Annotated in this window: 14 protein-coding genes; 5 read left to right on the top strand and 9 right to left on the bottom strand. The window is 25.5% G+C overall.

Features of this window, described 5'->3' with window-relative positions:
* The first annotated feature begins 69 nt into the window (after positions 1-69).
* Positions 70-996 carry a replication initiation protein gene (locus HW276_RS11430; protein WP_178938599.1) on the top strand — a complete coding sequence of 309 codons (927 nt, stop codon included), beginning with the start codon at positions 70-72 and terminating at the stop codon, positions 994-996.
* 59 nt (positions 997-1,055) lie between these two features.
* Here the strand turns inward: HW276_RS11430 and HW276_RS11425 are convergent, their stop codons facing one another.
* The 4 genes from HW276_RS11425 to HW276_RS11410 all read right to left on the bottom strand — a co-directional run bounded on the left by HW276_RS11425 (position 1,056) and on the right by HW276_RS11410 (position 3,589).
* Positions 1,056-1,346, bottom strand: a complete 291-nt coding sequence (locus HW276_RS11425; RefSeq protein WP_178938598.1) for a type II toxin-antitoxin system RelE/ParE family toxin — start codon at positions 1,344-1,346, stop codon at positions 1,056-1,058.
* Entirely contained in the window at positions 1,330-1,632 is a 303-nt protein-coding gene (locus HW276_RS11420; RefSeq protein WP_218975059.1) for a hypothetical protein, read from the bottom strand. The genes HW276_RS11425 and HW276_RS11420 overlap by 17 nt, the downstream gene beginning before the upstream one ends.
* Before the next feature lie 1,140 nt (positions 1,633-2,772).
* Entirely contained in the window at positions 2,773-2,943 is a 171-nt protein-coding gene (locus HW276_RS11415) for a hypothetical protein (RefSeq protein ID WP_178938597.1), read from the bottom strand.
* 28 nt (positions 2,944-2,971) lie between these two features.
* Positions 2,972-3,589 carry a recombinase family protein gene (locus HW276_RS11410; RefSeq protein WP_146965068.1) on the bottom strand — a complete coding sequence of 206 codons (618 nt, stop codon included), beginning with the start codon at positions 3,587-3,589 and terminating at the stop codon, positions 2,972-2,974.
* A gap of 430 nt (positions 3,590-4,019) precedes the next feature.
* Between HW276_RS11410 and HW276_RS11405 the strand changes: the two genes are divergently transcribed.
* From HW276_RS11405 to HW276_RS11390, 4 genes are all read left to right on the top strand, one after another.
* Positions 4,020-5,924: an HD domain-containing protein gene (locus tag HW276_RS11405; protein WP_178938596.1), complete on the top strand. Its 1,905-nt coding sequence runs from the start codon at positions 4,020-4,022 to the stop codon at positions 5,922-5,924.
* A 3-nt stretch (positions 5,925-5,927) separates the two neighbouring features.
* Positions 5,928-6,143, top strand: a complete 216-nt coding sequence (locus tag HW276_RS11400) for a hypothetical protein (protein WP_178938595.1) — start codon at positions 5,928-5,930, stop codon at positions 6,141-6,143.
* Between the two features lie 89 nt (positions 6,144-6,232).
* Positions 6,233-7,294, top strand: coding sequence for a DUF488 family protein (locus tag HW276_RS11395; RefSeq protein WP_178938594.1), 1,062 nt, complete (start codon positions 6,233-6,235; stop codon positions 7,292-7,294).
* A 12-nt stretch (positions 7,295-7,306) separates the two neighbouring features.
* On the top strand, positions 7,307-7,978 hold the full coding sequence (locus HW276_RS11390; RefSeq protein ID WP_178938593.1) for a hypothetical protein: 672 nt from the start codon (positions 7,307-7,309) through the stop codon (positions 7,976-7,978).
* Positions 7,979-8,127: 149 nt separating this feature from the next.
* Here HW276_RS11390 and HW276_RS11385 read toward each other — a convergent pair whose 3' ends face one another.
* From HW276_RS11385 to HW276_RS11365, 5 genes are all read right to left on the bottom strand, one after another.
* Positions 8,128-8,877, bottom strand: a complete 750-nt coding sequence (locus HW276_RS11385; RefSeq protein WP_178938592.1) for a plasmid recombination protein — start codon at positions 8,875-8,877, stop codon at positions 8,128-8,130.
* The gene (locus HW276_RS11380; RefSeq protein WP_178938591.1) at positions 8,878-9,123 is read right to left on the bottom strand and encodes a hypothetical protein; all 246 of its coding nucleotides are present in this window, start codon (positions 9,121-9,123) and stop codon (positions 8,878-8,880) included.
* Positions 9,124-9,582: 459 nt separating this feature from the next.
* Positions 9,583-10,215, bottom strand: a complete 633-nt coding sequence (locus tag HW276_RS11375) for a hypothetical protein (protein ID WP_178938590.1) — start codon at positions 10,213-10,215, stop codon at positions 9,583-9,585.
* A complete protein-coding gene (locus HW276_RS11370; RefSeq protein ID WP_178938589.1) occupies positions 10,212-10,952 on the bottom strand; it encodes a ParA family protein in 741 nt (246 codons plus the stop codon). The genes HW276_RS11375 and HW276_RS11370 overlap by 4 nt, the downstream gene beginning before the upstream one ends.
* Before the next feature lie 156 nt (positions 10,953-11,108).
* Positions 11,109-12,161, bottom strand: a complete 1,053-nt coding sequence (locus HW276_RS11365) for a replication initiation protein (RefSeq protein ID WP_178938588.1) — start codon at positions 12,159-12,161, stop codon at positions 11,109-11,111.
* Positions 12,162-13,073 lie beyond the last annotated feature (912 nt).

Below are 13,073 nucleotides of genomic sequence, written 5' to 3'. Positions count from 1 at the left end.
CAGTAGAGTTTAAACAAGCACTTGTTATTATTTTTGATTAATGGTATAATAAGAAAAAAGGAGGTTTTTATGAATGAAGTTGTAAAATATAATAATAATTTTAATAACATAAGTCTTCGCAATTTTAATGCCAATGAACTTGATATTTTGATGGCAATTTGCAGCAGAATGAAAGAAAAAGGTGAAGAGGAAATAACTTTTCAGTTTGATAAACTGAAAAAACTCATTAACTATTCTGACAATACATCAGCAACTTTTGTAAAGGATCTTGAAAGCACTTATGATAAGTTGATTAGTATTAAGCTGAAAGTTGGAGATGAAAGACGCTTTATAAAGTTTGTGCTGTTTACTCGATATTCAGTTGATGTGGACGAAAAGACAGTTGATATAGCAGTTAATAAAGAATTTGCCTGGGTTCTAAATGAATTGAATGTTACTTTTACAGCATTTGAATTAAAAGAGTTTATCAGTCTAAAATCAAGTTATGCGAAAGAATTTTATCGAAGGATGAAGCAGTTTAAGTCCACTGGAAAATGGAACATATCACTTGAAGATTTTAAAAGAATAATGGATGTTCCTGTAAATTATCGAATGTGTGATATTGATGTCTGGGTTTTAAAGCCAATACAAAAAGAACTTGGAGATAAGTTTAAATTGAAAGTCAAAAAAATATACAGCAAGAAATCAAGAGGACGTCCAAGTGTTTCAGGATTTGAATTTACTTTTTCCAAAGAAAAATATCAAGCTAAAGAAACTTCTAAAACAAAAAACAGAAAAGAAATTAAAACACCTGCTGATTTTTTCATTCACAGAAAAGTTAGAATGATGGATGGAATAACTAGAATGTTCAATACCTTGACAATAAAGTCAATAAATGAACAGAAGAATGGAATGGTAGTGGTTAAAATTCAGAATGTTGATGATTTTTACGAACAGGAGTTTGCTTTTAACAGCATGGAACATTTTGAGAACTGGTTCAGGAAATATGTGATATAAGAAGTTCAAAAATGCCAAATATTTGCATTTTTGGGACACTTCAATATAAAAAAGAGGTATTAAAACCTCTCTTTTTTATTTTTATAAATACCGCCTCTACTTTCTATTTTCACAACTTTTAGAACTTTAATTTCTTTTTCTACCAAAAAAACAGCTCTGTATTGTCCTATCCTAAGTCTATATACATTCTTGTATCCTTGCATAGCTACAATATCAAAAGATGAAACTCTTAAATTAGAATTTTTAGAAAGTTCTTTAAAGGCTTTGAAAAATTTTAAGCCTATATCTTTATTCTTTTTTATAAACTTCTCAACATCAGTTGTATAAGTAATTCTATATGATGTCTTCAAGGCTTAACTCCTTTCCCGGTTCTTCCAGATCAAGAGTTTTCAAAATTTCAGTAAGTTCAGCCTCCTCTTCATCTGAAGCAAAGGGATAATTAGCACGCAGGAAATCAGATAAATCCAATTTTTCCTGTTCCTCAACATATTTCATTGTTGCTTTTCTAACTAACTCTGAAAAACTAATACCGACTTTTTTTGCAAAACTGCTTAGAACATAAAAGTCATCCGAATTTATTGAGATATTTTTTCTTAAATAGTTGTTTTTGTTTATAACTCCATTTTTAATTTTCATAATTTCTATCCTTCTTTTCTTTTATTTGTTCATCATTTTCATTTTTATCTTCTTCTTAGTTTTTTTATTTGCTTTTTTAATTTCTTTCTTTCATTCATAAATAAATTCACATTAATTTTTCAGTTTATATAATTGAAAAACAACAAAGAAAAAATATCTTACACACATTATATACGATGTGTATTATAAAGTCAAGAATTATTTTTCAGTTAAAAATCTAATTTATAATATAGAACTAAAATAAGCCCATATTAGCCTCATAACGAAAATTTTTGCATCAGGCAAAGTTTTATACCAAAAAACGATTTAACAAACGCTACGGGCTTAATATGACGCAATATGAACTTTAATTTTTATCATCATCAATTTTATTTTATAATTTCAAGAAATTTTATCCTGATTTTTCTAATATATTTTTTTAATCAAAAAAAGAGCTTGTGCAAACTTTTTAGAAGAAAACTCCCAATAATCTGTACATAAGCTCAAATATTTTATTTTTTATTCAATTAAATTTTTTTTTAATATTTTAAAATGAGTTGAAGTGAAATTTCTTAAACTGCCCATCCACCTCCAAAAACTGGGCTCTCATTTTCTACGCTAATCAAATGTTACCCCATTTTTTTCAAAAAATCAAGTTTTTTTTTATAAAAATTTTTCCCAATAAACTTTCCGAAAATTCAAATTTTGGAAAGCACGCTTACAAGTTTCTCGAAAATTAAAAAATTTTAGAAACTTATCGTGATTTTTTCAGCACATAAAATTTTGAAAAAATGACTTTCGTTTGCACTCAAAAACTCATTTCATTCGTGAAAATAAAGTTACAATTCTCAAATTTAAAGATCATATTTTGCATAAATTTCTACAAATTTTGTGCAAAAAAATCTTCATAAAGAGAATTTTTAAAGATAAATTTTTATGTATTATTGAACTTTAAATATAACATTTTTTAAATCAATTTTTGTACAAAACAGCAAAAAATAATTTCAATTTTTTTAAAAATAACAAAAAAAGAGAGCTAAAAATTCTCCTTTTTTTACATAATTATGCTTTTTATTTTACGATATTTTGCAAAAAAAATTTACAATTTAGGGTAATAATTTTAACCATAAAAATTCAAAAATTGTTATTCAGTTTTAATAATTATTCCTCATTTTCAATCAATTTTTCAAACTCTCTAGTTGTTTCAGTTCGTTCAATTCTCTTAACAACTCCATCATCAAATTCAATTTCAATGTCAAAAATATCTCTATCATATTCAAGATTATTTTCCCCATCATCTACATTTTCATCTTCAAAAAATTCATCAGTCATAATTGAAATTCCCACCTATCTTTAGTTTTTAATCAAGATAACTGTTTCTGTAATATTTATAATACGAGGATCTGCTTATCTGCATAAACCTGCAAAAACTTTTTACACTTATTTCCTTGTTCCTTACCCGCTTCAGCATATCCTGCTCCTCTTTTGAAAGATTTAAGACTTTAACTGGCCGTCCAATTACATTTCCAGTTTTCCTGCTATATCTTTTCCCAGATTTTCCAAGCGGCATATTTTTAATTCCGTCATTTATTCTTTCAATTAAAATGCTTCGTTCCCTTTCAGCTAAATATATTAGAAGAGGAATTACAACAACATTTACAATTTCATCTTTTTTGTCATTCACATTATGATTTAAAAGTTCCTGGTTGATTACAGCAATATTAACTTTCATATCCTTAAGCTTTGTATAAAGCTCAGTAACTTCTGTAAAATTACGTCCAAGCCTGTCAATGTCTGTGACAACAAACGTATCGTTTTCCCGAATTTTTGATAAAATTTTCTGCAGTTCAGCCCTTTTCATATTTTTTCCGCTCTGTATATCACAATAAACTTCATCACAGCCAGCATTTTCAAGCGATGCTATCTGCCTTGTCAAATCCTGCTTTGCCGTGCTTACTCTTGCATATCCAAATTTCATTTAGACAACTCCTTTACAAAAATGTCTACTAAAATATATTTTAATTTAGTATACATCATTTTGCTTATTATACGCTTAAATTCAGTATAGTTTTAAGTGTATATCAAAACATCAGGTTAAAGATACATTAGGAAAAAAATATTTTTTTTAATATATTTTTGTAACAAATGTTTGACATCTATACAATTTCATTTATTCAAAAATTTTGTTTTGTATTTAAAAAAATTAGGGTATAATAAACATAGATAATTATAATGTATTGTAGTAATTTGTAAAACTTAAATTTTATAAATACTGAATTAATCAAAGCTTGTGAAAATTTTTTTATTATGTCAAAAAAGCGTAAGAAATTAACTATAGAAAGAAAGCTGTATTAAATTATCAGTTTTTACAAATGATTATAAATATATTGTGAAAGGAGAATTTTGATTTGCAGACTAAACAAATTTATATTGCTGATACAAATCATGAAACAGTTTTATTAAGTGAATATGAAAAAGAAATTATTTCAACTAAGTTATTTAATAGATTACATCATATTTCACAAAATTCAACAGCATATTTAACTTTTCCAAGTAATCGGACAAAAAGATTTGAACATTCCATAGGGACAATGAAATTATGTGGAGATATTTTTTATAATGCAATTTGTAATACATCACCTGAAATTATAAAACAATTATTTGATGAAATTGAAAAAGTAATAATTAACAAAATCGTTACAGAAAAAATATTAGATAATGCTGATAAGTACAGACCAATTATTGGAGATGACAATCTAGCAAATAATGGTCGGTCATTAAAAAATTTTGAACAATATGATATAGACAATATATTTTATAATAGAAGTATTCCAAGTAACTTAAAAGAAAAACAAAAATTTTTGTATCTTATCATTTTTCAATCTATAAGATTTTGTGGATTACTTCATGACATTGGTCATCCACCATTTAGCCATATTACAGAAAATTCTATGAATAAAATTTATCAAATGTTGAAGAAAAAAGAAAATGAGTCTGAGTTGACAAAACGAGAGAAAGAATATATAGAGATTATAGGAAGTTATAATGAAAGAAATAATGATTTCCAATTACATGAAAAAATGGGAATGAAAATGATAGATAAACTTTTTAGTCAAATGCTATTTTCAGAAAATTTATCATATAACAAATTAAATTTTTCTGAGAAATATTTTAAAATTATAGTGATTGAATTGACTAAATTAATTTTTAAAGAAGAAAATGTCTTAAAACCATTGCATAATATTGTTGCAGGAACAATTGATGGCGATAGATTGGATTATGTAAACAGAGATATTGCAAATTCTGGTATAAGTAATGGAAAAATAGAGTATAACAGATTAATTTCATCTTGCAAATTTGATGATGTTAAAATAAAAAATGATAAAAAGTTAGAAGTTATCTACAACTTTAAGACAATAAACACAATTGAAGATTTTTTTTGGAAAAGATGGTATTTATATAAAAATATAATAAATCATCATCGTGTTTCAAAAACAGATGCAATTTTACAAAATTGTATTGAACTAATAATAAAAGACTATCTTTCTTTAAAAGATGGTAATTCAATTGAAGAAGAAAATAAAGTTTTACCAGATGATATATCTGGTCTTTGGAGAGCTATTAAATTTGCATATTCTAATAATGAGTATTTTGATGTTTTAATACAATGGGATGATAATTGGCTTATAACTGTTTTGAAAAAGTACTATTTTAACGACCATTTTGATAAAAAAGAGCCACTTTCATATATGTTAGAAGAATTTTTATCTAATAAGAAAAATTATTGGTCTATTATTAAAAATAATAATGATTTTCATAAATTTAGTAAGACTTTTGAACAAAATTTAGATCTTACTTGTATAGAAATGAGCAAACAGTATCAGAAAATTAATGAAAAATATCATTTAAATTATAAAAATCGAAAAATGCATGTCATTTTTGCTTATTTAGATTCTGTTTTTGATGAAAAAATAGATATAAAAAATATTATGGACAAATTTATAGAAAAAGAGTATAATTCTAAAATCGAAAGTTTTTTTATTGTTTCTAAAAAATTGAAAACAGGATTAGATTTAGAACCTATAATTTACAATTTTGATGAAACTTTTAGTCTTTCTGAATTTTCTAATATTAAATCTATTTTAGATGTAGAAAGAAGTAATTATCCATATTTCTATATTTATTTAAAATTAAAAGAAAATGATTCATTGAATAAATCTTTTAAAGAAAGATTTTTAAAAAGTTTTGGAAAATATTTAGCAGATGAAGTAAATGAAATTATAAAAAACAAATTAAAAGAAAAGGATGAATAAAAAATGACAAGTTTAAAAAATGAAGAATTGAGTTTTGTAGTAGCAGATGTTATTTTAGAACAACAAGGAAAATTTACTATCGAAGATATATTAAATAAAGTAAGAAAAAGAATAAAAACTTCGATAGAAAATTTAAAAGAATATATTGTAAATAAACTTAATTCTATGTGTGAATATGGTTTAATCGGAAGAACAAATGTATATTATTTTTCTGTTTAGAAAAATAAATCTAAATAATATAAATAAAAAGAAGGGATAGTATCATGAATATTTAAAATTGAAATTTTTAAATATGATTGTATATAATAATGATTAACACAATATACACTATAGGTTATTCGGGATTTGTAATAGATGATTTTATACAAATATTAAAAAAATATGAAATATCTGTTGTTATAGATGTTCGTAGTAATCCTTATTCACAATACCATTTGGAATATAATAAAGAAAATTTAAAGAAAAAGTTAAAACAAAATAGAATATATTATAGAAATTATTTTTTAGAATTTGGAGCAAGGCAAAGTGATAAAAAATATTATTCAAAAGAAGGTTATTTGGATTTTGAATTATTTTCTAAGTCAGAAAATTTTTTAAAAGGAATTAAAAAATTAGAGAATTCTATGGAAAAAAATTATGTGATTGTTTTGATGTGTGCTGAAAAAGACCCTATAATATGTCATAGAGCCATAATGATTTCAAAAATATTTTCTGAAAAAGGATACAGAGTAATTCATTTATTACCTAATAATGTCACTATAACACAAAAAGATATAGAAGATAGATTAATAAAAAAATTTTTTCCAAATAAAGGACAATTATCATTGATTGAAATGGGAGAAGATCTAAGTGAAAAAGAGTATATTAAAAGAGCTTATAATAAACAAAATGCTGAAATAGGTTATCGTATTGAGGAGGAAGAAAAATTAGTGGAGATTTATACTATAGGGTTTACTAAAAAAACTGCCAAGGAATTTTTTGAACTTATAAAAAAATATAAAATAGAGATATTACTTGATATAAGATTAAATAATACTTCTCAATTATCAGGTTTTGCAAAAGGAAAAGATTTAGAATATTTTTTATTTGAATTATGTAAATGTAATTATAAACATTTATTAGAATATGCACCAACAGAGGAACTTTTAAAAAGTTATAAAGAAAAGAATATAACTTGGGAAAATTATGTAGAACAGTATAATAAAATTATGGAAATACGTGGAGATTACAAAAATTTTATTAAAAATTTTAAGGATTATAAAAAGATTTGTTTTTTGTGTAGTGAAGCAGTTGCAAAACAATGTCATAGGAGGCTATTGGCTGAATTAATAAAAAAAGAAAATCCAAAAATTAAAATTATACATCTTTAAGGAGGATAAATAATGGAGAAAGAAATTTTAATATTAACAAAATCTTGTAAAAATGGAGGGTATTGTGTTGCAGGAATTGATTTAGAAACAAAGAAATCTGTTAGGTTAGTATCTGATGATCAAGGAACACAGGGTGCTTTGTCTAAAGATGATCTAAGATATATTGATGGGGAATGTCAAATATTTGATAAAATAAAAGTTACTATTATTAGAGAAGAACCTTTACTACACCAATCAGAAAATCTTTTAGTTGATACAAGTAAATGTTTAAAAAAACTAGAATCAGTTGGCATAAAAGATATTTTAAATGTATTAGAAGATTGTAAGGATATGTTTCCATATATATTTAAGGACACTTGTCCATATCTCTCTGAAAATCAGGTAAGTAATGTTAATCATTCTTTAGAGATTGTTAGAGTAAAAAATCTTAAGTTATATATAAAAACATATAATTATGATAATAAAGAAAAGATTAAGACAAAAGCTAATTTTGAATATAACGGTGAGCAATATAATGAAATATCAGTAACGGATTCTGATTATTATAATATAACAGATTATAATAGTAATATAAATGAGGCTATATTAATTGTTAGCTTACCAAATAAACCAATTGGCAATGATAAATATTATTATAAATTTATAGCTAAGATTATTAGGTTAGACAATTTACACAATATATAGAAAATAGATAATTTTAAACACTAGAAGAGTATCTTAAAAAAGAATAAGAACTTATATATGAAAATCGCCTTTTAATACTAATTTAGCAATTATATTGTAAAGGAATTTTTTTTATTCAACAAATATTAAAAAAAGAAAGATAAATGGCATTATTTATCAAGTATAATGAATCTTTCAAGGAAAATAATATTGTGGGATATATTAGAAAACTTATTTTTTGAATAATCATTGCTGCCAATCTTACTTTCAAGCTCCTTTTTCTCCTTTTCCATAGCGAATTTTGTCCTGTCAAGATCTTCAGAAGAATTTACTTTTTCAGTCCTTCTGACTACAACTTCCGCATCTTCATTTGAAAACACCTTAACCTTATTTTTTAACTCATTAATGGAAGGATTTGTAACCATAAAATCATTTACAAATTCTTCATTGAAAGTCCTGTAAAAATCTTTAGTAAACGGAGAAGTCCCGCTCTCAAATTTAAACTTTTTATCTGACTTATTTTTGTTCATCTTGGCTAACTGCCTTTCAATGATTTTGGGCTTCTCCTGAACCTTAAATTCCTCAAATGCCTTTTTATACTCATCAGTTCCAGCAATTAGCTCAAGCTCCTTATTTCTTCTCAAAAATGCACTGGTTAAAGCTGATTTAACTTTTGCTGTGTTAACATCACTTACTGTATACTCGTCTTTCTGATTATTCTCTTCTGAAAAAGTCCACATTGACTGCATGTGCGGAGTGCTTTCATCAAAATGAATAACTGCATATACGCAATGGACATTTTTGCCAAATTTATCATTCAAGAACTCAAGATTTTCCTTGTAATACTGTTCCCGCTTTTCAAGGGAAAGCATATATGTCAAATCCACTCCATTCTTTGCTTCAAAATTTCCTGTCTGCACCTACGATACGACGCTTACCACAATCCCTGCTCCTGCTGTCAACTTCTGTATCATAGCATAGTACTGCCGTTCAAGGACAGATAAATCCTTGACAAGAATTTTGTTAAACTGTGTCAGTTCCTGATTGACATTATTCTTAAACTTCTCCAGTTCACGGAACGCTTCTCTTACAACATTGTTAATGCTGCTCCTGCCCGATTTAGAATTGTATTTCTTAAAGTTGTTTATTGCTGAAATCTCAGCCATTTTTATTCCCCCTTTTATTAAAAAATGTCTCCATTTTTCAATTTATTTTAATTATACTTCTTTACAATTTTTTTGCAAATCAGAGGTTTTAGGACTGTTCAATTTCTGCATCGGCCAGTCGCAATGCAAGAGGGCGAAGCCCTTTGCAAAGCTCCTCCATTCATTAAAAATGAATGGCTCGCCTGTCATTTTTTACAAAAATTACTGCCGAGCTCTCAAACGCCGAGGGCTTTTCAGGCAAAAAAATGAGTTCGTAATGCGAGCGTTCCACTTCGCAAAGCCGAATCATTTTTCTGCCATTTTCATTTGAAAAAATTTAGTAAAAATTTGTTATTTTGATTGAAGACAAAATTCAAAGTAAAAATAATTTATTTTTATATTAAAAGAGCAGTCTTTTAGAACTGCTCTTATCACTACTGCTATGAGTTTTTAATCTGTAAGTCATTGCCCCTAGGACTTTTAATTTAAAGAGTTGATTTGTTCCTCAATATCTCTAATTTCTTCTCTTAACTTTTTTATCAAATGCTGTCTTTTTACTTTTTCTCTTGTTAAAAAAATTCTTTTTTCTTCTACATCGGATAATTTTATCGCTTCTTTCTGTTCCACTATCTCTTTTAATTTTGAACTTGGGTCATCTGATGTAATAACTTCTATAATTTCAGTTTCTTTAAAATCATCTTTTTTTTGCCCTGTTAAAGTTTTTACAGTCCTGTTAGATAATGTCAAAACTTTTTCAGGCTCTTCAAGTCCCTTAGTTTGATATTTTAAGTATAAGGAATATTTTCTTATTGCTACATTTGCACTATCTCTATCTACGCCTAATTTTTCTATCCATTTTCCAAAAGATCCATTTCCTTTGTTTGCAAAAATTTGATTGGCTTCAAATATTGCTTTTGAATATTTAAAAATATGTTCCATTGACTTTTCTTTATGGAAAGTTATATCATTTTCATATTTTATAAGTTTTTCTTTTTCTATCCCTGATATATCAAGCTTCTCATAATCTATATTATAAATACTTTCAACCTTTGCAACTGCTGGAACTTTTTTACTATTAATTTTACTAATATCTAAATTAAATTTTTTGCTCATCTTATACCCTCTTTTTTCATTATTTCTTCTGCTAAGTTACTGTAGTCTTTTGCTCCATTTGCATTTTTTGAATAATCAAATATTGATTGATGTGTAACAATACACTCAGATAGAGCTACATTTTTTCTTATTATATTTTTTAACAAATAATCCTTATATTCTTCTTGCAGCTGTTCCTGTATCTGATCTGACAATGCTGTTTTTTCTTTTCTAATCAATATAATTCCTGAAATATCCTTTCCCAATCCTTGTGTAAAATTAATCGTAGCATTAAGTCCTAAAAGTTCATTTATTCCAGGTAATATTACAGGATAAACACTTGAAGTATAGATTGCTGAAGTTGTGTAAGCGTTAAATGCTGGAGCGGTATCAAATATTATAACATCATAGTTTTCTGATAAATTTTCTAAAAAATTATTCAATAGTTGATAATAATATGGCCCTTGATTTTTTAATTCTTCCATATCTTTTTCTGCTTCAGGACCTGCACTTATTAAATGCAAATTTTCATTTAGCATTTCAGGCTCAAATTCATTCGATCTTTCAAGCAGATAATCTCCTAATGAAAAATTTAATTCATTTACATTTATTCCAAAATTTGTAGAGAGATTAAGTTGTGGATCCGTATCTACTGTCAAAGTTTTTAATCCCTGTTTTGCAAAATAGTGTGCCAAATTGAAAACAGTTGTTGTTTTACCACAACCACCCTTGTTATTTACAATTGCTATTTTTTTCATAATATCCTCCCTAAAATATATTTATCCTTTATTTTCAGTATAACACTATTTATAAAAAAAGCAAATTTTTTGTTTGTCTGTCACGACTGACAAATTGTTTTTTTTAATCCTAAATAAATAAAAAAATAGTTTAAAAGTAGATTTATATATTTCAAATTAACTCTCAGCTCCTGATTTTAATAAATTTTCTATTTTCTCTTTCATATTTTCATCAATCTTGTCATCATCAAGACTGTAAAATTCTTCTAGTTTTGTTAATTTTGAATTTTTTTCAACCAGGTTTTTTCTAACAGTCATTATAACAGGATTATCAAGGCTTCTTTTAGGATCTTCCATTAACCCTATTAATAATGAAGTATTACGTTGAATATCATTCTTTAGAATCCCTATCTCTTTTTCAATTCGTTCTTTTAAAGTTAAATTTTTTTCTTTTTTTACTTCAGGAAAAGCTTCTACTACTCTTAATACCTTTTTTGGAGTAGTCTCTATTTTTTTAGTTTCATCTGGAAACGATAGTTCTCTATCACTACTCTCAATCTTTTCATTATATTTTTTTTCTGGAACAAATTTAAATTCAAGAAATTCTATTTTTCTACCCTTTTTTATTTTAATAATTTTAAAATTATTAAAATATTTATTTAATTCTTCCATAGAAATTTTTAAAACTTTCTTATCAATTTCTGACATTCTATATTTTTCAGGGATATTCAACAATTCTCTAAAATTATTCATCTTAATTTTCCATATTCCTGTATGCTTAAATTGCTTTAATCTACGATAAATTTCCTTGCTATAATTAGACTTCAAAGAAATAAATTCATTTAATTCAAAACGAGTAAAATTATTAATCAATTTATTCAATAAAAATTTAAATTCTTCATTAATTTTTATAATAATTATTTTTTGTTTTTTCAAAATTTCATATTTAGTAAATAATATAAAATTAGTAATTTTATCTTCTGTTTCAATTCTGATACTTAAGTTCAATAATTTTTTATACATTTGTTCAAGATTTTGAATAAATCTTAATTCACCTCTATGTTTAGAATTTACCATCCTTCGTAAATCAGAAAATTCTAATTTGATTTCATTAATGTCTTCATTTTTTAATTTGCTACAAATTGCCATTAATAAATCAATCTCAACTCCATTAAAATTTTTTAATGCAACAGAATTAAAATTATTATGATATTTTACAATCTCATTCATAAAAATTCTCCCTCTACTTTATAAATTAATTATAACACATAAATAGGGTATTTGTCAAAAAAAAGTACCCTTATATGTTACAAAAAGTACCCTTATATGTTACAAAAAGTACCCTTATATGTTACAAAAAGTACCCTTATATGTTACAAAAAGTACCCTTATATGTTACAAAAAGTACCCTTATATGTTACAAAAAGTACCCTTATATGTTACAAAAAGTACCCTTATATGTTACAAAAAGTACCCCTATCACTTACTCAAATCCTGAATTTATCAATGGTTGAGGATACCTAAAAGATATAAAATATTTTAAAAGACATAAAAGTCTTTTAAAATATTTTATTAAAAGAGAACTTAATTAAAATAACATTTGTTAAATTTTGTCATTTTTAATTCATAAGATGTTATCTTTAATAATATAAAATCCTTTATTTATCAGCATTCATAATATTTTCTTGTATATCTTCCACTTGTTACAAAAAGTACCCTTATCATTCTCTATAAACTTAACAAATTTGAAAAACTGTTATTCTATAGATATAAGCCCTTCTAAGAAGCTTCTTCACTTTAGTCAACCTTTTATATTAAAAAATTATTTTTCAGCAAATTTGACCCGTTTACGCTTGTCTGAGAGCCTATTAAAGTAATGAATCCATTCAAAACTCTTAATTCAATAAAAATTTTCTCTTTTTTATAATATTTTTATACAAAATTGATTTTTTATTATTTTTGTGGTATTATTACTTAATACTTAATTAAAAAGGAGATATATTTTGATATATAAACAAATGTTGACTTTTTGCATCTTGTTTCTTGCTAACCTTGCTTTTTCTACTCCAGTCAACGAGGCAAATAAAATTATTGATATTCAACAGAGACAGCTTGAGCAAGAAAGAAATAGGATGGAGCAAC

Source organism: Leptotrichia sp. oral taxon 417 (genome assembly GCF_013394865.1).
In the GTDB taxonomy this organism is placed as follows: Bacteria; Fusobacteriota; Fusobacteriia; order Fusobacteriales; family Leptotrichiaceae; genus Leptotrichia; species Leptotrichia wadei_A.
Note: the sequence above shows the minus strand (reverse complement) of the source record. Positions and strands in the feature narration are given on the sequence as shown.

Excerpts from the sequence above, each read along its gene's own strand:
- HW276_RS11420 (WP_218975059.1), bottom strand. The coding sequence starts at position 1,632 with ATGAAAATTAAAAATGGAGTTATAAACAAAAACAACTATTTAAGAAAA.
- HW276_RS11400 (WP_178938595.1), top strand. The coding sequence starts at position 5,928 with ATGACAAGTTTAAAAAATGAAGAATTGAGTTTTGTAGTAGCAGATGTT.
- HW276_RS11410 (WP_146965068.1), bottom strand. The coding sequence starts at position 3,589 with ATGAAATTTGGATATGCAAGAGTAAGCACGGCAAAGCAGGATTTGACA.
- HW276_RS11365 (WP_178938588.1), bottom strand. The coding sequence starts at position 12,161 with ATGAATGAGATTGTAAAATATCATAATAATTTTAATTCTGTTGCATTA.
- HW276_RS11395 (WP_178938594.1), top strand. The coding sequence starts at position 6,233 with ATGATTAACACAATATACACTATAGGTTATTCGGGATTTGTAATAGAT.
- HW276_RS11375 (WP_178938590.1), bottom strand. The coding sequence starts at position 10,215 with ATGAGCAAAAAATTTAATTTAGATATTAGTAAAATTAATAGTAAAAAA.
- HW276_RS11430 (WP_178938599.1), top strand. The coding sequence starts at position 70 with ATGAATGAAGTTGTAAAATATAATAATAATTTTAATAACATAAGTCTT.
- HW276_RS11380 (WP_178938591.1), bottom strand. The coding sequence starts at position 9,123 with ATGGCTGAGATTTCAGCAATAAACAACTTTAAGAAATACAATTCTAAA.
- HW276_RS11370 (WP_178938589.1), bottom strand. The coding sequence starts at position 10,952 with ATGAAAAAAATAGCAATTGTAAATAACAAGGGTGGTTGTGGTAAAACA.
- HW276_RS11390 (WP_178938593.1), top strand. The coding sequence starts at position 7,307 with ATGGAGAAAGAAATTTTAATATTAACAAAATCTTGTAAAAATGGAGGG.
- HW276_RS11415 (WP_178938597.1), bottom strand. The coding sequence starts at position 2,943 with ATGACTGATGAATTTTTTGAAGATGAAAATGTAGATGATGGGGAAAAT.